Raw genomic sequence first — 18,293 nt, 5'->3', positions numbered from 1 at the left:
ACCAGCCACAACGAAAAATGAAACTCTAATGATAATGTCTGGTCGGAGTTTCATATAAAAAAAATTAAAAATTCTGCTGCCTTTTCCAGAATGGTAGGAGTTAAGTTCAATCTTAGATATAAAGGACGATTTAGATGAAAAACGAAATGACGGCATCCCCGGCCCATGCCCATGTCTCCTATGAAGTGGCAAAATGGTCCATCTTTGCCATTCTTATTTTGACCTATATCCTGGTCTATTTTCACCGCATGGCTCCGGGGGTGGTGTCTGAATTTCTCATGGCCGAATTTCACACCACCGGCACCCGTCTGGGCTCCCTTTCCGCCATCTATTTTTTTGTGTATGCCGTTATGCAGATCCCTTCGGGGGTCATCGCCGACAAACTGGGTGCCCGTACCTCCATTGTTTTCGGTAACCTCATTGCCGGGGTGGGTTCCATCTGTTTTGGCATGGCAGGTTCCTTTGAGATGGCCTGTGTGGGCCGATTTTTTGTGGGGTTGGGAGTATCTGTGGTGTTTATCAGCATCATGAAAAATAACTCCGTATGGTTCCATGAAAGGGTATTCGGTCTCATGAGCGGGCTGACCCTTTTGTTTGGCAACCTGGGATCGGTGCTGGCAGCGGGGCCGCTTTCGGCACTGTTGACTTTGTTTGCGTGGCGCACGGTGTTCATGGGCATTGGTGGGTTCTCTTTGTGCCTTGCCGTGGCCGGATTTCTGGTGGTGCGCAATCGACCGGAAGATATGGGGTTTACGGCTCCCAACACCTATGCGGATTCGGGGGATATCAAAAATCCATCGGGGAACTGGCTCCATCAATTGGGCAGCGTGGTCCGGATGCTGCGCCTGTGGCCGGGGTTCTGGGTGCAGCTGGGGATGATCGGGGGGCTTTATTCTTTCATGGGGTTGTGGGGGGTTCCCTATTTAAAGGATGTCCATGGCCTGTCAAGGAGTGCGGCGGCGGATTACATGACCGTAATGTTGATCAGTTTTGCCGTGGGGTCACTTTTATTCGGCTGGTTTTCAGACAAAATCGGCAGGCGAAAAGCGCCTCTGGTGGGCAGCGTGCTTGCCTATACCCTGTCATGGGGATTGCTCATGTATGCCCCATGGTCCCCGGGCATGGGGGGCTTTTTTCTTTTTGGCTTCATGGGATTTGCCGGATCAGGCTTTGTGCTTACCTTTGGCGCGGCCAAGGAGATCATTCACCCGGAGCTGTCAGGCATGGCCGTGAGTGTGGTCAATACCGGCTGTTTCATTGGCACCGCCGTGATGCAGCCTTTGTTCGGCACCATTGCCGATGCCACCTGGTCCGGCACCATGGTCAATGGGGCCCGGATATATTCGGCGGCCGATTATCACAACGGATTTATGGCCATGTTTATTTTTGCCCTGGTGTCGCTGGTGGCTTCTTTTCGTATCCGGGAAACCCGGTGCCGGAATATTTACACGTCCCATTGATTCGTGGGGGGCAGGCTTGTATTCTTGTGCTTTTCTCCCTTTGAAATAAGTCAGATTTCAAAAAGAGATATCTTATCCACTTCACCAACACATAAGTTTGAGAGTTGAGTTAATATTATGATCAGCACATGCTGTGCAGAGAATGAGAATTTACGATTCATGAATTTTTAAGGAAAATTTATTATGTTAAGAGAGTTGAGAAGAAAAGAGAAACAGATGTCGGAAGGGGAGACCCTTGAACTGTTGAAAAATGGCACAGAAGGGGTGCTGGCAACCCTGGGTGCCGACGGCTACCCCTACGCTGTTCCCCTCAATTACGCCTGCCATGATGGAGATATCTATTTCCATTGCGCCAAAACAGGACACAAAATAGATAACCTTACCCACCATGAAAAGGTCTCCTTTTGTGTGGTGACGGATGCTGAAATCATTCCTGAAAAATTCAGCACCCGATTTAAAAGCGTCATCGTGTTCGGAACCGCATCAGAAGTCTTTGAGGATGAAAAAGCAGCAGGACTTCTGGCTCTGGTTAAGCGCTATTCTAGTGAATACCTTGGGGAAGGTAAAAAATATATTGCCAGTGATATGCACAAAACCAGGGTGTTTAAAATTAAAATTGAAAAATTAACCGGTAAGGCGACCCGATAAGGTGCCATTGGGATAAAGGTCTGTTTTGGAAATTGGGCAATCATTCAAAGATTTTTTCGTCCTTTGCATTTGCTTCAGCAGCATCTAGTTCCATATCTCGAATATTGCCATTTTTCTTGTTTTTCCAGTATTCCTTATACCATTCATTGGCAATGATCATGGACATGACTTCGTTGGTGCCTGTCCAGATTGAGGCTAACCGAAGATCTCTGAAAATTCGTTCTACTGGATATATGTTGGTGTACCCAATACCGCCCATGACCTGCATAGCGTTATGGACAGCTTTCTGGCAAGATTCGGTAACAAATTTTTTGCTTTGGGAAACCAAGCGCCGGATTTGTTTTTCCTGAATCTTTTCATCCACAGCCCGGGCAGTGGTATAAATCATGGCCCGGGAAGCATCCAGAAGAGTGACAGCCTCGGCCACCTGGAAAGAAACGCCTTGGAAATTGGCGACAACCTGCCCAAATGCCTTGCGTTTTGAGGTGTAGCCTGTGGCAACGTCAATGGCAGGAACAGCCGCACCAATTGTCATGGCGGCTGTTCCCAGGCGTTCTGGAATCATCATGGTATTAAAAATCTTAACTCCCTGGTTGAGTTGCCCTAAAAGGTTCTCTTTTGGGACAGCTACATCCTTGAACACCATCCGAGCAGCACCGCCGCCGCGGCACCCCATAAGTCCGTACAGGTATTCGGTTTCAACGCCTTTGGTTTTGTCTACAATAAAACAGGAAATGGACTTGTGGGGCTCGGCATCGGGATTTGTCCGGGCATAGACCAGGTAATAATCTGCGCCTTCACCACCGACAATGAATCGTTTCTGACCGTTGAGAACAAAATGGTCTCCCTTATCTTCGGCTATGGTTGTGGTGCCGAAAAAATCTGATCCGCCACGGGGTTCGGTCAGGCATTCTGCTGCAAAGATTTCTCCTTTAAGAAGAGGTTTGACATATTTTTCTTTCTGAAAATCTGAACCATGAAGAATGATGGCGTCACAGACCAGTTCAGCCCCTACACCAAATGTGCAGGCAAAAATATATCCCAGCATACCGATCTCTTCCATGACCATACAGGTGGACACCCAATCCATATCTCGACCACCCCATTTTTGGGGATAGCGACATCCCATGAGGTTGAGGCGGCCAGCTTCCTGCAAAAATTCTTTAGGAAACTGAATTTTATCAGCATCCATTTCCAGGATCATTTTTCTGGGGATCGATTTTACAAAATCGCGGGCTTCTTGTTTTAGTTTTATTTGTTCGTCGTTTAAAAGGTAATCAAACATGTGTAAATTCCTCTCTAAGTTTAAATTTCATAACCTTGCCGGTCGGAGTGTGGGGAAGCTGATCTATAAAATTAATTTTTTTTGGAATTTTAAATTTAGCCAGGCGATTTGAAAGGAAGTTTGTCAGGTCATCTTCAGTCAGTTCCTTGTCCTTGGCAGTTACAACCATAGCATGGACGGTTTCACCCCAGTCCGGGTGAGGGGTGCCTATAACTGCTGTCTCAACAACATCCGGATGTTCCATGATCCGGTCTTCTACTTCCTTGGAATAAACGTTTTCACCGCCGGTGACGATCATGTCCTTGATCCGGTCAACAATAAAGAGGAATCCATCCTCATCAATCCGTGCCACATCGCCGGTCCTGTACCATCCTTTATAAAAAGCGCTGCGGGTGGCTTCCGGGTTATTTAAATATTCTTTCATCATGGAACCGGCCTTAAGCCAGATTTCCCCTGTTTCGCCAGGAGCTGCCTCTGTGACATCATTTTTCATGATTTTTATTTGTGCACCGGGCAAGGCCTTTTTTCCAATGGAACCTGCATGATTTTCATGATCTTCCGGAATTAATACCGTTCCTGTGGGGCCGGATTCAGTCATGCCATAAACTTGGAAAAACTGATCGGATTGATAGGTTTGCTTTAGTTTTTTAACGGTTTCAGGGTCAATGGGGCCACCACCGTATACCCAAGCTTTCATGGATGATAGATTAAAGTCTTGAAAATTGGAAATCATCTGCAGGGGCATCAGGTATGAGATGGGCGCACCAAAATAAGCAGTGCACGATTTTTTTTCTATAGCTTCAAGAAAATGCAGCGGATGATATTCCCTTAACAGAACACTTTTACCGGCAACGGTTGTAATGCCCATGAACCAGTTATTCAAAGGCGAGGAATGCCAGATGGGCATGGCGATTAGCATGACGTCGGTGTGATTAAGTCCCAGAACTTTTGCACCGGTGATTCCGGCGGAAACAACACTTGAATGGGTATGGACACACCCTTTGGGCTTACCGGTCGTACCACTGGTGTATAGGATTTCAGCCCTGTCCTCACCCTGCATGTCAACCGGGGAAAAGGCAGGCGCCTTATCCATAGCATCTTTTAAAAAATTTATCTTATCTACCCGGGTATCCATGGTCATTTTAGCGACATCCGTTTTAAGCTTTTGTGCCACTTTACTCAGGCTACCATCGAACAGAAAAATACCGGAGCCACTGTTTTCAAGAATATAATCCACTTCTGGTGCAGTCAGTTTATGATTGATCGGAACGGTAACCCCCCCAGCCTTTAATATGCCGAAGAATGAGAAGACAAAATCAAAGGTATTCTGGCTCATCAGGGCTACAGAATCTCCTTTCTTAACTCCCAAGGCCTGGAAACAGGCAGCAGCCTTCTCACTTTTTTCTTTTAGCTGTCTAAAGGTGACTTCTGTTTCCATATCGCATAGGGCTATATTGTCCGGGTATTGATCAGCATTCTCATCTATGAGTTTGATAAGATTCATTATTAATCCTCATTATGGGTTGGGTCAGTTGACAGTTTGAGTTCTGTGATTCGTTTGATCAGTTTTTTTTTTGTGGCAAGAATATCCTGCTCCAGAAGCGAAAGTTCTTTTTTTCTGTCCTGAATCTCCTTTAGTTTAGCATTTCCGAATTTTAAGCTTTTTTCAATTTGCTCAATTTCATTGGTATCAGTATCGGCCATACCAATCATTTCTGAGATTTCATTTAAAGAAAATCCAAAGCGTTTCCCTCTGAGGATCAATTTGAGTCTTGCCTTGTTTCTGGGAGTGTAGACTCGCTGGTTTCCAGCAGTCCTTTTGGGCATGATCAGGCCTTTTCCCTCGTAAAACCGGATGGTCCGTGTGCTGATATCCAGTTCGTCTGCCATCTGTGATATGGTATACTTTATCTCTTCTTTTTCATCATCCATCCTCCCCTCCTTTAAAAAATATCCATGTCATCCTGACGACACAACGAAGTATGAAAATGGTCGCCCCAAAGGGCAGACCGTATTCTGATCCGGGTCTGCCCGCAATAAAACTTGAAATACTCATCGGCTCAGAGGAGTATTGTATATAAAAAAATAGTAGACTGAAGAGTAGATTAAATACTTAACGTTAACGTAAACTATAACTATTGTTCTGTCAAATAAAAATAGTGTCTCTATGTTTATCAAAATTATCTTCAGATAAGTCCTGTATGCAATGTTATGAACATTTTGCATGGCAGAACCTCCTGATCTGTGTGATTCTTCTGATCAGTCTTCCTGTTATCAACATGATGATGATTCCGGACGCTGATGAAATTGTCGAAATAGACCCGTCATTACTGGATTTACCAAAAACAGGCTTCATGGCACGACCCGGAATCCGTGGAATCTGGAACGGACTCCGGGGGGGGCAGCGGAGGATCTGCCGCTGCCGTTGCAGGTGGCCTTGTGCCTCTCTGTACGGGTAACGATGCGGGAGGGCCATACGAATTCCCGCTTCCTATTCGGGTTGTTTTGGGCTGAAACCATCCTTTGGCCGAATTCCCTTGGGTCCCCAGCCGTTTTTAAGTTACAGCAATATGACAGTTGCTGGACCATTGACACGAACGGTTATTGACGCAGCCCTTTATCTGGATTGCACGGCCGGGTATCACCCTGCCGACTTCCCTGCATGACCCCCTATGAAAAGTCTTATGTGAAGCAGATTGATCAATTACCGGAGAAATTGACCATCGCCTTCAGTCCGGACCTTGGATATGCAAAGGTCCAACGGGATGTCATGGCCTGTGTGGAAGAGGCTGTAAAAGCATTTGAACAGATCGGGCACACCGTTGATTTATGGACAGTAAGCTTGCCTTATACCGGCGACACCTGGACGTCTCTGATCTGTACAGACATATACGCTCAGCTATGCGATGTGCTCAAAACAGATCGTCAGCATATGGGCAGAACGTTGATGACTGTGGTTGAAAATACCCGGGATTTTACTATATAAGGAATTCATCCGAATCCAGGCATTAAGGTGGGAATTGAACCAGAAATTTCAGGGATTTTTTGAAAAATTTGATCTGCTGCTCACCCCCACCATGCCCTCAGAAGCCTTTGCTGCAGGTGGGCCTCCCCCTGATAGCATTGATAGCCATCCCATTCCGCTTTTAGGGGCGGTGGCGTTTACTTATCCCTTTAATCTTTCTGGTCATCCAGCGGCATCGGTGCCTGCCTGCCGGCTGTCTGAAAACGGGTTGCCTGTGGGCCTCCAGATCGTCGGCCCCCGCCATGCCGATGCGCTGGTGCTTCAGGCGGCAAGGGCCTATGAAAAAATACGTCCGTGGAAAGATCACTGGCCGGTTGTTTAAGGCGCTTGTCTGCCGTTCCGGGGATTTAGACCGGCAGGATAAATGGTCCCCGACGGTCCGGAACTGGGTCAGAATAAGGTCCGCCCGTGACGGTTATATGATTCCCCCGTTTACCCCGAGTACCTGTCCTGTGATGTAAGACGCTTGGCTGGAACAAAGGAAAGTGACAGCAGCGGCCACCTCCTCGGGAGTACCTGGACGTTGCATTGGAATCATTTTAACAATTTCTTCCATGGGAAGTTTTTCCACCATCTCCGTTTCAATAAAACCTGGAGCAACGGCATTGACGGTTATATTTCTTGATGAGACCTCCCGGGCCAGGGCTTTTGTAGCACCAATGAGACCTGCCTTGGATGCGGCGTAATTAATCTGACCTGCCTGGCCCATCTGGCCTGAGGTGGATGCGATGTTTACAATCCTGCCGAATTGGTTCCGGATCATGTTTTTCACCACAAGTCGGGTAACATTGTAAAAACCTGTGAGGTTCGTATCCAGGACACGCTGCCATTTTTCAAGTTTCATCCGTACCATGAGCATGTCATCGGTGATTCCTGCATTGTTTACCAGAACTTCAATTTTATTATGTTTTTCCAGGATGGCATTTACACCGGCTTTGGTCTGGTTCTGATCTGCCACATCAAAGCAGATAATTTCGCCGCTTCCCCCTGCATCTTTAATGATGGCAAGGGTTTTAAGTGCCTCAGCCTCGTTTTTGAGATAATTGATAAAGACATGTCGGCCGCTGGCGGCAAGGCCAACGGCAATGCTGCGGCCTATCCCCCGGCTGGCCCCCGTTACCAGGGCTGTTTGATTTAAGTCGGTGGGGTTTGGTGGTGTGCTCGATGAAGTCATGGTTTTAATTTATTCCTTTCATGGATTTTTGCGCGTGGTATTTTTTTAAATAAAATTTATTTATGGCGGTTTTTTATATGAAAAGGCAGCCTCAAAGGCAACCTCAGCAGAGCCGCCCCCGATGGGCAATAGGAACCGGACAATTGAGCTGTCTACAGTTCCGGTCCGGGCCCATTGCCCGTCGGCATGATAGCATTTGTCCACCAGGACATGAGGGTTGTTTAAAAAAACAGAAAAACCGCCCAGAAATGGCAGAAACTGCCCGACAGAACAAACAGATGCCAGATGCCGTGGAAACCGAAAGTGTCGGGCCAGGGGTCAGGACGTTTCAAAGCATAGATCACAGCCCCGGAGCTGTAAAAAAGGCCCCCAAGAGCAAGCCAGATAAGGGATGAAAGGTTCAGCGCCATGACAAGTGGATACACCGCCACCACAAAAATCCAGCCCATGATAAGATAAATGGCCGTGGAAATCCACCGGGGAACGTTGGAGCAGAAGAGCTTTAAAAATGCGCCTGCCAGGGCAATGCTCCAGGCAATGACTAAAAGGGACCACCCCCAGGGTCCCCGAAGGGGCACAAGACAAAAGGGCGTATAGGTGCCGGCAATGAGCATGAAGATGGTGATATGGTCTAATTTTCGCATACCGGCAATGCCTTTTTCAGACAATCTCAGACCGTGATACAGGGTGCTTGAGGTGTACATCAAGACCAGGGTGGCCCCGAAGATGGAAAAGGATACCACATGCCACACATCGGCCTTTAGGGCAGCAAACACCACCAACAGGGTAAGCCCGACAAGGGATGCGATAGCTCCGGCCATGTGAGAAAGGGCATTGAACGGCTCTCTGAACGTTGGAAAACTCATGGATGACACCTCCTGTGTAAACAGATTGTAGGGCTTGATCATAAGATGGGCCACCCGTTATATTCGACGGCTCAATGGGGGGGCAGGCTTGCCAAGTCTTGCGGTTGACCGATCTAATTACAAAGCCCATTTAACGCTTTATTCAGCATACGCTCATTTGCCGGGATAAGAAAGGTGTGTTGCCTGTTTTACACATATTTTACGCAATTTTTGAGTATCAATGAATAGCACGAAAATCAAAAATAAGAATTTAATGTTCTTTTTTCCATTGCTGTTACCTCCTTAAACATTCAGTGCCCCGATGGGACCTCCGTCCGGGCCGGAATTACAGCCAAAAAGAGCTGGTGGATTGGTTGAGGCGCAGTCTTCGTCGTCAAAGGTGGTATCCCGTGAAAAAGCTGTACCCACCCCGAGTCGGGCGTAAATACCCTGCTTGGCAGAGACCATGGTGGCGGTAAGCAACAGCACTGCCACCGAGATGGTCACGATCTCGATTTTTTTCCTTGGGAACTACTGTCGTATTAACTTTTTGCATGTTGTGTAAGGAATCGGTCAAGACTGTTTGCAAAGGCGTTTCGGTGTTTCTGATTCATCGTCGGCGGGCCACCGGTATCTATGCCACTGGCCCGGAGAGCATCCATGAAATCTCTCATATTCAGGCGTTCTCTGATATTTTCCTCGGTATAGAGTTCTCCACGGGGATTTAGAGCATACCCTCCTTTTTCAATCACCTGGGCTGCCAGGGGAATATCTGCTGTGATAACAAGATCACCAGACCTGAGCCGATGAACGATTTCCTGGTCAGCTATATCAGAACCGGCTGAGACTTGAATTGTTTTGATCCAGGGAGACGGAGGAACCCACACGGGTTGATTGGCCACCAATGTCATCAATATCCTGGTGCGCTCGGCAGCTCTGAACAGAATTTCTTTGACCCCCACGGGACATGCGTCTGCGTCCACCCATATTTTCATTTTTGACTCCCTGGAATCCTGAGGCTTCACGGTAAGAGCACCTGGCATTTCCCACAGACATCCGTGGTATCCTCAAGATCTTTAAATTCATTCATTTCAGTGTGGTTGGACCTGAGCCTGTTCCAGCATCGGTGACGGTCAATACCGGCTTCCGACACTGCTCCCACGGGACATCGATCCACGCACATCAGGCATTTTTTACCGTTTTTGTGCAGGCACAGCTCTTTTTCGCTGACCAGGGGACTGTCCCCGAGATCGGCATCGGTGACAAAGCTGCCCAGCCGACCGGCACACCCTGCCGGGGGGATAGCTTCAAGCTGCTGCCTGAAATCCTTCGGGGTCACTGCTTGCGTCATATTTTTCCTTGATGTGTTTGTTTTAATTATTTCATTCCTGAATTTTGGATTATTCAGATCGGAAATATGTTTGTATTCTCTTTAATTTCTCTTTCTCTTCATGAATTAGTGAATGAGCCGTCTCCAAATCGATTTTTTCAAATCGGATCATATCCCCGGGCGTGGTTTGGGCAACCCGGCCAAGATCGGAGGAGATGATGGTTGCAATTTTGGCATACCCCCCAACGGTCTGCTCCACCAAAAGGATGATGGGCTGTTCATCTGCGGGGACCTGGATGCTTCCCGGTATGGAGGGTTCTGAAATAATGGATTTGGGCATGCCGTCCCTTATGGGAATTGTTTCTCCCATGAGTCGGTACCCCATGCGATCCGCCTTGGCCGTGACCATGTATTCGGAGGTAAAAAGGGTATGAAGACCCGCATCAAAATAGTCGTCCTGGGGGCCTGGTACTGCCCTTAACGTTACATGGGTCGGATAAATGGGAACCGCTTTTCGGGGTAAAACCCGCTCGGTTTTCAACAACGAGACATTTCCTATTTTCAGCATATCCTTGGCCCGGATGGGTCGGCCTTTAAATCCCCCGATGTTGGCCCCGGCATATGTGGAAAAACTGCCCATGACCTGGGGCACGTCAAATCCCCCGGAAACGGCAAGATATGCACGGCAACCCGCCTGAACCTGACCCATGGATACCATATCCCCGGGGTTTACCCTTATGGAACGCCATTGGTCCACAGGGATTTTGTTGACGGTTATCCCCATTTTTGCCCCGGTTAAGGCAATGTCCATTGTTTTTAGAATTTCCATGGAAGGTCCCATAATGGTCAGTTCCATGACAGGTGTATTGTCCGAATTCCCAACCAGAATATTGGCGGCATCAAATGCAAAATGATCCAGGACCCCCGATAAAGGAACCCCCATGTCCTGAAATCCAAACCGGCCTCTGTCCTGTATGGTTGAATACCCGCCGGGTGCGATAATTTTTATGGCATCCATCACATGTTTTCCCCTTGTTTGATCTGTTCAAATTGATCTTCAGAAATCGGAATAAATTTTATTTTGTCCCCGGCTTTGTATAAAAAGGGTTTTTTCTTTTTGGGAGCAAAGAGGGTTAAAGGGGTCCGGCCGATAATCTGCCAGCCCCCCGGGCTGTCAATGGGATACATGCCGGTCTGGTTGTTAGCAATTCCCACCGACCCTGCAGGAACCACAAGTCGCGGCGTTGTCAGGCGCGGGGTAAACAAGCGTTCATCCAGTCCCCCCAGAAATGGAAACCCCGGCGTAAAGCCCACCATATAAATGGGGTATTCGGGTCGACTGTGCAGTCGGATGACTTCCTCTGTGCTGAGATTGGATGAGGCCTTCACATTCTCCATGTCCGGACCTAAATCCCCGCCGTAACAGACAGGTATTTCAATGACCTGCACAGATTGTTCACCCACCGTATCAATGGTGGATTCCAGGTCCTCAATCAAGGCCATCAGCTGCCTGGGCTGAGTCTGGACAGGATCATAAATAAATAAAAGGGAGCGATAGGTGGGGATGATTTCAATGATGCCGTCAGGTTTTCTGTTTTTCACGGCTGCTGCCATGGTCCTGACCTTTTTATTGATATCCGGGTCAATCCCCTCCCCGAATTCAACAATCAGCCCGGTATCACCGGCCAGTCGACAGACGGGTCTTTTTTTCAGCTGGCTGTTCATGGTTACCCTTCTTTTCCCATGGGTTGAACCTTAAATCCATGGGATTCAAGTGTTATTTTGATGGTTTTAACCAGATTAACGGCATCCAGGTTATCCCCGTGAACACACAGCGTTTCGGTCTGTAAATCAATACGGGTTCCGTCAACGGCCACGACAAACCCATTGGCCATGTCCATGGCCCGGCTGGCCACCAGATTCGGATCTGAAATCACGGCCCCCTTTTCCTTTCTTGAAACCAGGGTTCCTTCAGGGGTATATGCCCTGTCCGGGAAGGCTTCATACACCACATTCAACCCCAATTCCTCTCCCACCTGGCGCATGGTTTCTCCTTTCTTGCCGGCCAGAGCAACAAATTTCAGGGTCGGGTCCAGGGCCAGGATTCCCCTGGCAATGGCCGTTGCCGTCTCCCTGCTTTCAACGGCATCCAGATACAGGGCCCCATGGGGTTTGACATGCTGAAGTGTTGCATTGTGAACCCGGCAGAAGGCCTGAAGGGCACCCACCTGATAAATCAGGTACTGACTAATTTCATGGGCGGAGACAGCCATTTTCCTTCGCCCGAACCCCAGCAGATCCGGATACCCGGGGTGGGCACCGATGCCGACTTTATGTTGCACGGCCATTTGAATGGTCGCATCCATAACAACGGGGTCTCCCGCATGCCAGCCGCAGGCGATATTGGCAGAACTGATGTACTGCATGACCTGGTCATCCATACCAATTTTATAAGCTCCGAAACTTTCTCCCATATCGCAGTTTAAATCAATGGTTTTCATCTTCATACACAATCGGCAAGGAAATTCCTGAGTTTTCATCCCAGGAGAAAGAATTGCCGCCTCCTTTTGCTAATTATAGTTGTGATCTAACCTCTTTATTTCAGGAAGTCATAAATAGGATGATGCGCTGTCTGAAAGTATCAATATGCTCCTTTAACAATGATTTGAGACTTTCTCCGTCTTTTTTCGTCAGGGCCTTAATCATAAGCTCGTGTTCTTTCACTACGGATTCAAAATGAATTTCCAGCGGACGTTGGGGATCAATGGCATTATTATAGGAGAGGTATGAGAGTCTTTTGGCCTCTTTTCTGACATCTTCAACCCCCCGGATCAGGAATTCATTCTGGGAGCTTTGTGCAAAATTTCTGTGAAATTCGTGGTTGGCTTCCACCAGCCGAAAGATCGAGTTGGAATATACTGCTTTTTTTACTGATTCGTTTGATTTTTTCATTAGATGTATCGCCGTTGTACAATCTTTTTGCATGGCGATATCCACCACACCGAATTCAAAGATATGCATGCTCTCAAACATGGCTTTGGTGTTTTGAAGAGTGATGGGTCGGACAATCACCCCCCGGTTGGGATGGGATTCCACCATTTTTTCGCTCTGCAGCCTGACCAGTGCCTCCCGGATAGGTGTTCTGCCAATCCCAAGTTCTTCCACCAGCAGGGTTTCTTCCAGATGCTGACTGGGCTGATATTCCAGGCATATAATCTTTTTGACAATGGTTTGGTATGCAGTGACGGCCAGGGGTTGTTTTGAGGGTTTTGGACCGGGTTTCATTACTAATAACCATCCTTATTTTTAAGAGATTTGCCATGGTTTAAAATATACTTGACATAGATGTAAAATATATGTCAAGTATATTTTGATTTTTTCATTCCATTCATAAACAGGAGGAGCACATGTCTGATACAATATATGAAGTCAAATCGCCATTGATGGGAACCTTTTACCGTTCATCGGCACCAGAAGAGGCCCCTTTGGTGGAAATTGGTCAAAAAGTGAATGCATCTGATGTTGTCTGCATAATTGAATCCATGAAAATATTCACGGAAATCCGTTGTGAACACGGCGGGGTGGTTAAAGAAATTTTGATAGAAAATGAAGATATGGCAATGAAAAACCAGACATTGATTGTAATAGAAAAAGATATTTAGACGTTTTTTTATCTGGGGGAGTATTGGAACGTATGGCTATCAATCGTATTTTAATTGCAAACCGGGGAGAAATCGCACTCCGTATCATCCGTGCTTGTAAAGAAATGGGAATAGAATCGGTTGCCGTGTATTCAGATGCTGACAAAGACAGCCTTCATGCAAAATCTGCAGATCACGCCATTCATATCGGTCCTGCTTTGAGCCATAAAAGCTACCTGAATATGGAGAAAATCCTGTCAGCTGCAAAAAAATCCGGGGCAGATGCCGTGCACCCTGGATACGGCTTTTTATCGGAAAATGCAAATTTTGCCCAGGCCTGTCAGGATACCGGATTGGTGTTTATCGGTCCTTCTGCTCAGTCCATAGCCAAAGCAGGTGACAAATCCGCTGCCAGGCAAACATTGATGAACAGTGGTATTCCCGTGATTCCCGGCAGTGACGATATCATAAAATCCAGCGACATGGCATGCGATATTGCTCAAAGAGTTGGATTTCCGGTTATTTTGAAAGCATCCGGCGGTGGCGGTGGGCGGGGGATGAGAATCGCCCATTCCACAGAAGAATTGATCCGGGCATTTAAGATCGCATCTGGTGAAGCCAAAGCAGCCTTTGGCAACCCGGATATCTATCTGGAAAAATATATTGAAAAACCGCGTCATATTGAAATCCAGATCCTGGGAGATCAATTGGGCAATTATATTCACCTGGGAGAACGAGAATGTTCAATACAGATGCGGTACCAAAAACTCATTGAGGAAGCCCCCTCTTCGTTTTTGGATGAAGATTTGCGGCAACTCCTGGGCGAAACCGCCATAAAAATTGCCCGGTCCATCAACTATCACAATGCTGGCACCATGGAATTCCTGCTGGACAAAGATAAAAACTTTTATTTCATGGAAGTCAATGCCAGGATACAGGTTGAACACCCTGTCACCGAATTGATAACAGGTATTGATATTGTCAGGGAACAGATTCGCATCGCTGACGGACAAAAGCTTTCCGTCTGTCAGGAAGATATTCGCCTGACCGGATGGTCCATGGAGTGTCGGATAAATGCCTCTGACCCCGATGACAATTTCATGCCCTCTCCCGGGGAGATTGAATCTGTTTTGTTTCCGGGTGGCCCGGGTATTCGGCTGGACACCCACATTCATGATAAGTATATGGTGACCCCGTATTATGATTCACTTATCGGTAAACTTGTTGTGTGGGACGAGAATCGATTGGCTGCTATCCAACGGATGAGAAGAGCCCTGGATGAATTTGAAATTACAGGCATTCACTCCACCATTCCGTTTTTTAAAATCATCTTTGATCACAAAAAATTCCAGGCTGGTGATATCGACACTCATTTTTTAGAGGAAAGTCAACTAGGGCTCCGTTAAAAAATTAATCATCTATATGCAGGACCTATTGCTCCACCGGGGTGTCTCTGTCAGAGACTTTTGCATAGTTTGTTTTCTAACAGTTCCTAAAAGTTAAACAAAATGATGCTGCGTGGCCCAGACCGAGGCCTGGGTTCGGCTGTTCACCCCGAGTTTATTAAAAATATGGTTGATATGACTTTTTACGGTATGAGGGCTGATATTCAGCGATTGGGCTATTTCCACATTTGTGGTGCCGCAGGCAAGCATTTGAAGTATCTGGATTTCCCTTTGGCTTAAGGGGGACGGCAATCGCTTGTTGGCTTCATCCCGCAGATCGCCGTTCATGCGGGATAAATCCCGAATCTTTTTTTCCAGGTTTTCAATATATTGATTGGCTGAATTCAAAGCCGATACATTCTCTGCGTTATCAATATCCAGGGTAATGGTGGACAGAAGTTTGCCGGCGTTGTCATGGATGGGAAAAATGGCTTTTTCCTGCACTGGCTGGCTGATATGCGGGCAGCGTCCCGGAATGGTCTGTTGTTTACTGAGCATGGCGGCAAAGGCCATGCAGGTTTTAAACCCGCACTCATTGCAATTGGTTTGGGGCAGCAATTTTAATATCTGTGTGACGTCAGTATTATTAAAGAATTTATATCGGGGAGGAATCTGATCTTTTTGAAGATAAATATCATTTAAAAACTTCATTAACCGAACCATGAAAGCCCTTGCATCCTCACTATCATTAACCGGGGAGGCAACGCCTCTGTCAGGATGAAGCACACACAGAGTATGATCAAAATTCAACCGGATATGCGGTGGATTTTCGTGCATTTGTGCTTTTTTTGCCACGGCATTGATATAAGGAAATAAAAACTCAATATCCATGGAAAAATTAAAAGCCATCATCATACATGCCTTGAGTTTGTCTGGAGGTAGGGTTGCAGGGCCCCGGCCCATGGAGCATACCTGTAAACCGTGAAACCCGATATTGGAATGTTTTGAAGTCATAAATGTTTGCTCAATGGTTTTTTTAAATCCCCGGGGTACATCCATTCAGCTGTCCCCCCGGGAAAACAGATGAAAACCTTTGCTGGCTTATATGTTTATTTATAAATATTTTAAAAATCACCCAAATGGGGGATGTGTTTATATTAAACTTATAGTTAATTAAATGCAACAATAGGATAAAAGATGATTTCAGTATGATGAAAATAAGTGAGGTTAAACAATGGCTAAATTTAAAACCACCATGGATATTTTTAAATTATTGGAAAAAACCAATTGTCGTAAATGTAATAAACCTACATGTTTGGCTTTTGCAGCGGCTGTATTCCAAGGCCAGATCGCTTTAAGCGAATGCCCGTTTATTGGTGAAGATACTCTTAAAGAATACGGCCCGCAGAAGTTAGAATATAAATCAAAACCTGAGCAAAGCTTTATCAAGATGATGGGCCAGTTAAAAGAGCAGATAAAACAGATCGATCTTGAATCCAGGGCTGAAAAGCTGGGTGAAAAATTTTCAAATGGCCGGTTAATCTTAAAGATTTTTGGCAAAGACTTTGGCATTGATAAAAATGGTGAAATTTCAACAGATATTCATGTCAATCACTGGATCGCTCCGCCAGTGTTAAATTATGTATTATCCAGCAAAGGGATACCGTTGACCGGATCATGGGTGCCTTTCAGGGAACTTGAAACGTCCAAAGATTGGGCCCGTTTTTTTGAACATCAATGTGTGGGGGCTTTTAAAAAGGTGGCCGATACAAATCCATCCTTTTTCAAAGATATCATAGAGTTGTTTAACGGCCAGCCCGTTCAAGATCATTATGATGCCGATATTGCCCTGGTTATTTACCCGCTGCCATTGCTGCCCATGTTGATTTGCTACAATCATCCAGAAGAAGGACTGGAATCGGATCTAAATCTGTTTTTTGACAGTACAGCAGATAAAAACCTGCCCATAGAAAACATCTATACCTTGTCCACCGGCCTTGGCAACATGTTTAAAAAATTGGCCAAAACCCATGGTTAAACGAGTGCCGCAATGAATTGAATTTTTGTATTTTATGATTGATCATAAGATCGGCCATTTATACGGATGTTGAATTTATATCATCGCCAACGGCCTGTAATTAAATCGTTTGTTTTTTAGTTGCAAAAGGATTGATTCAATGGGAGCATAGAGAACTACCCATTGGTGTAACCCAGGAGATGAAAGGCAAGCAAGATTGGCGTAATTATTTGTTGCCGAGGCCCTGAGTCTGTACAACATGACAAAGCCCAGGATTCAGGAGAGAGTAAATTGTCTTTCTCAATCAAAGCAACACTCAGCATAAGGATTAGCTATTTGACATACTAAAAGGGGAATGTAGAACATGCCCTATGTTGATTCAGGCGAATAAATTACCGGACACGGTTGCACCATGATAATTGCCGCCAATATTCATAAATCCTTTGGAGACTTAAAGGTACTGAACGGTGTTGATCTGCATATCCCCAAAGGATGCATTTTCGGCCTGACCGGACGCAGCGGGGCAGGGAAATCAACCTTTTTGCGAGGCATAAACGGACTTGAGCCCTATGACCGGGGAAATTGACCGTAGACAATGTGGATGTCAAAGGTCTTTAAAATAAAGAATTCCGGGGATTTCGAAGAAAAATCGGGCTGATCACCCAGACCGCCTGCTCCATACGCGATGTCGATGCCATCATCTCAACCGCATATTTTGTGGGAGAGGCCTCTAAAAAAGACCTCAAAGCATTTCTTTTTGAGGATCCCCAGAACAAGGATTATGCCCTGGGGCTTATCGTGTGCAGTGAGGATCTTGAATCAGAGTGGGCAAAAACAGCCATGACCATCCTTCGCACTGATAAATACCGCGAAAAATTCCAGGATCATTTTCAGTCCCCCCTGATGTCGTTCTGGTGGTAGGTATCCCTTAAAAAAGTTTCCGGACAAAGGGGACAGTCTTCATATGACCCCAAAGTAAACCCATCTCTCCCTGTAATCCGGCCGGACATTATCCGGGTTACAGGATCTCCCTCTGTTTTTCCCTGAAAAAGTCGTGTACCACCTCAGTGCTGCTTAATGTGAGCGCGGTTTTGGAAAGGTCCCTGGCCCAATTACTGTCCACGGCTCGGATTACCTGTTCCAATGGCCTTCCTATGGGGGTTGTCCACGCTGACTTTTCTAAAAGTTGATTCAGATGCAAAGTTAACCATTATATCCTCTTAATTCCAACAAGTGTTTTTTTGGGGGGAGTTCATCGTAAGTAATCTACCCAATGTTAATGAATTCCATATCCACTAATTTTTTCAAAAGAGAGAAAGGCCCTGTAATGTTGTCATACTGAGCTTGATTGCAAGACCGGCCAATTGGGGGATGAGCTGTGATTCTTCTTGTGCTGCTATTTCAGGTCGCAAAGGCCTATGAAAAGGTTCGCCCCTGGAACGATCAGCAGCCAGTCATTTGAAAAACTTATCCCCCCGTACAA

Annotated in this window: 23 protein-coding genes; 10 read left to right on the top strand and 13 right to left on the bottom strand. The window is 46.4% G+C overall.

What is annotated here, in order from left to right; all coding sequences use genetic code 11:
* The first annotated feature begins 134 nt into the window (after window positions 1–134).
* On the top strand, window positions 135–1,460 hold the full coding sequence (locus ACYQ2M_RS20415) for an MFS transporter (RefSeq protein ID WP_459918231.1): 1,326 nt from the start codon (window positions 135–137) through the stop codon (window positions 1,458–1,460).
* A gap of 183 nt (window positions 1,461–1,643) precedes the next feature.
* Entirely contained in the window at window positions 1,644–2,108 is a 465-nt protein-coding gene (locus ACYQ2M_RS20410) for a pyridoxamine 5'-phosphate oxidase family protein (RefSeq protein WP_459918230.1), read from the top strand.
* 40 nt (window positions 2,109–2,148) lie between these two features.
* Here the strand turns inward: ACYQ2M_RS20410 and ACYQ2M_RS20405 are convergent, their stop codons facing one another.
* From ACYQ2M_RS20405 to ACYQ2M_RS20395, 3 genes are read right to left on the bottom strand one after another with little or no spacing between them, the layout of a single operon-like run.
* Window positions 2,149–3,393 (bottom strand): acyl-CoA dehydrogenase family protein, encoded by a 1,245-nt coding sequence (locus ACYQ2M_RS20405; protein WP_459918229.1) that lies wholly within the window; start codon window positions 3,391–3,393, stop codon window positions 2,149–2,151.
* Window positions 3,386–4,897, bottom strand: a complete 1,512-nt coding sequence (locus ACYQ2M_RS20400) for a class I adenylate-forming enzyme family protein (RefSeq protein ID WP_459918228.1) — start codon at window positions 4,895–4,897, stop codon at window positions 3,386–3,388. The genes ACYQ2M_RS20405 and ACYQ2M_RS20400 overlap by 8 nt, the downstream gene beginning before the upstream one ends.
* A gap of 2 nt (window positions 4,898–4,899) precedes the next feature.
* A complete protein-coding gene (locus ACYQ2M_RS20395; RefSeq protein WP_459918227.1) occupies window positions 4,900–5,325 on the bottom strand; it encodes a MerR family transcriptional regulator in 426 nt (141 codons plus the stop codon).
* Window positions 5,326–5,867: 542 nt separating this feature from the next.
* Between ACYQ2M_RS20395 and ACYQ2M_RS20390 the strand changes: the two genes are divergently transcribed.
* The 3 genes from ACYQ2M_RS20390 to ACYQ2M_RS20380 are packed head-to-tail and all read left to right on the top strand — an operon-like array spanning window position 5,868 to window position 6,740.
* A complete protein-coding gene (locus tag ACYQ2M_RS20390) occupies window positions 5,868–6,059 on the top strand; it encodes an amidase family protein (RefSeq protein ID WP_459918232.1) in 192 nt (63 codons plus the stop codon).
* A 20-nt stretch (window positions 6,060–6,079) separates the two neighbouring features.
* Window positions 6,080–6,379, top strand: a complete 300-nt coding sequence (locus ACYQ2M_RS20385) for a hypothetical protein (protein WP_459918226.1) — start codon at window positions 6,080–6,082, stop codon at window positions 6,377–6,379.
* Window positions 6,351–6,740, top strand: coding sequence for an amidase family protein (locus tag ACYQ2M_RS20380; RefSeq protein WP_459918225.1), 390 nt, complete (start codon window positions 6,351–6,353; stop codon window positions 6,738–6,740). The genes ACYQ2M_RS20385 and ACYQ2M_RS20380 overlap by 29 nt, the downstream gene beginning before the upstream one ends.
* A 93-nt stretch (window positions 6,741–6,833) precedes the next feature.
* Here the strand turns inward: ACYQ2M_RS20380 and fabG are convergent, their stop codons facing one another.
* From fabG to ACYQ2M_RS20335, 9 genes are all read right to left on the bottom strand, one after another.
* A complete protein-coding gene (fabG, locus tag ACYQ2M_RS20375; RefSeq protein ID WP_459918224.1) occupies window positions 6,834–7,592 on the bottom strand; it encodes a 3-oxoacyl-ACP reductase FabG in 759 nt (252 codons plus the stop codon).
* Window positions 7,593–7,813: 221 nt separating this feature from the next.
* Window positions 7,814–8,458: a PAQR family membrane homeostasis protein TrhA gene (gene trhA / locus ACYQ2M_RS20370; protein WP_459918223.1), complete on the bottom strand. Its 645-nt coding sequence runs from the start codon at window positions 8,456–8,458 to the stop codon at window positions 7,814–7,816.
* Window positions 8,459–8,740: 282 nt separating this feature from the next.
* On the bottom strand, window positions 8,741–8,944 hold the full coding sequence (locus ACYQ2M_RS20365; protein WP_459918222.1) for a hypothetical protein: 204 nt from the start codon (window positions 8,942–8,944) through the stop codon (window positions 8,741–8,743).
* A gap of 35 nt (window positions 8,945–8,979) precedes the next feature.
* Window positions 8,980–9,432, bottom strand: coding sequence for a YaiI/YqxD family protein (locus tag ACYQ2M_RS20360; protein ID WP_459918221.1), 453 nt, complete (start codon window positions 9,430–9,432; stop codon window positions 8,980–8,982).
* Window positions 9,433–9,458: 26 nt separating this feature from the next.
* On the bottom strand, window positions 9,459–9,788 hold the full coding sequence (locus tag ACYQ2M_RS20355; protein WP_459918220.1) for a hypothetical protein: 330 nt from the start codon (window positions 9,786–9,788) through the stop codon (window positions 9,459–9,461).
* A gap of 49 nt (window positions 9,789–9,837) precedes the next feature.
* On the bottom strand, window positions 9,838–10,785 hold the full coding sequence (locus ACYQ2M_RS20350) for a 5-oxoprolinase subunit C family protein (protein ID WP_459918219.1): 948 nt from the start codon (window positions 10,783–10,785) through the stop codon (window positions 9,838–9,840).
* Complete coding sequence (gene pxpB / locus ACYQ2M_RS20345) at window positions 10,785–11,492, bottom strand: 5-oxoprolinase subunit PxpB (protein WP_459918218.1); 708 nt, start codon at window positions 11,490–11,492, stop codon at window positions 10,785–10,787. Before pxpB ends, ACYQ2M_RS20350 begins: the two co-directional genes overlap by 1 nt.
* Window positions 11,493–11,494: 2 nt before the next feature.
* The gene (locus ACYQ2M_RS20340) at window positions 11,495–12,268 is read right to left on the bottom strand and encodes a LamB/YcsF family protein (RefSeq protein WP_459918217.1); all 774 of its coding nucleotides are present in this window, start codon (window positions 12,266–12,268) and stop codon (window positions 11,495–11,497) included.
* A gap of 100 nt (window positions 12,269–12,368) precedes the next feature.
* The gene (locus ACYQ2M_RS20335) at window positions 12,369–13,052 is read right to left on the bottom strand and encodes a GntR family transcriptional regulator (RefSeq protein WP_459918216.1); all 684 of its coding nucleotides are present in this window, start codon (window positions 13,050–13,052) and stop codon (window positions 12,369–12,371) included.
* 122 nt (window positions 13,053–13,174) lie between these two features.
* Here ACYQ2M_RS20335 and ACYQ2M_RS20330 point away from each other — a divergent pair, with 122 nt between their 5' ends.
* Both ACYQ2M_RS20330 and accC read left to right on the top strand, forming a co-directional pair.
* Window positions 13,175–13,429, top strand: a complete 255-nt coding sequence (locus ACYQ2M_RS20330; RefSeq protein ID WP_459918215.1) for an acetyl-CoA carboxylase biotin carboxyl carrier protein — start codon at window positions 13,175–13,177, stop codon at window positions 13,427–13,429.
* 32 nt (window positions 13,430–13,461) lie between these two features.
* Entirely contained in the window at window positions 13,462–14,814 is a 1,353-nt protein-coding gene (gene accC / locus ACYQ2M_RS20325) for an acetyl-CoA carboxylase biotin carboxylase subunit (RefSeq protein ID WP_459918214.1), read from the top strand.
* Window positions 14,815–14,907: 93 nt separating this feature from the next.
* Here the strand turns inward: accC and ACYQ2M_RS20320 are convergent, their stop codons facing one another.
* Entirely contained in the window at window positions 14,908–15,807 is a 900-nt protein-coding gene (locus tag ACYQ2M_RS20320; protein ID WP_459918213.1) for a LuxR C-terminal-related transcriptional regulator, read from the bottom strand.
* Between the two features lie 220 nt (window positions 15,808–16,027).
* Between ACYQ2M_RS20320 and ACYQ2M_RS20315 the strand changes: the two genes are divergently transcribed.
* From ACYQ2M_RS20315 to ACYQ2M_RS20305, 3 genes are all read left to right on the top strand, one after another.
* Window positions 16,028–16,831 carry a DUF3786 domain-containing protein gene (locus ACYQ2M_RS20315; protein ID WP_459918212.1) on the top strand — a complete coding sequence of 268 codons (804 nt, stop codon included), beginning with the start codon at window positions 16,028–16,030 and terminating at the stop codon, window positions 16,829–16,831.
* A gap of 391 nt (window positions 16,832–17,222) precedes the next feature.
* Entirely contained in the window at window positions 17,223–17,396 is a 174-nt protein-coding gene (locus tag ACYQ2M_RS20310; protein WP_459918211.1) for an ATP-binding cassette domain-containing protein, read from the top strand.
* A 131-nt stretch (window positions 17,397–17,527) separates the two neighbouring features.
* Window positions 17,528–17,731: a hypothetical protein gene (locus tag ACYQ2M_RS20305; protein WP_459918210.1), complete on the top strand. Its 204-nt coding sequence runs from the start codon at window positions 17,528–17,530 to the stop codon at window positions 17,729–17,731.
* The last annotated feature ends 562 nt before the right edge of the window (window positions 17,732–18,293 follow it).

The organism is Desulfocicer niacini (assembly GCF_054657595.1).
Note: the sequence above shows the minus strand (reverse complement) of the source record. Positions and strands in the feature narration are given on the sequence as shown.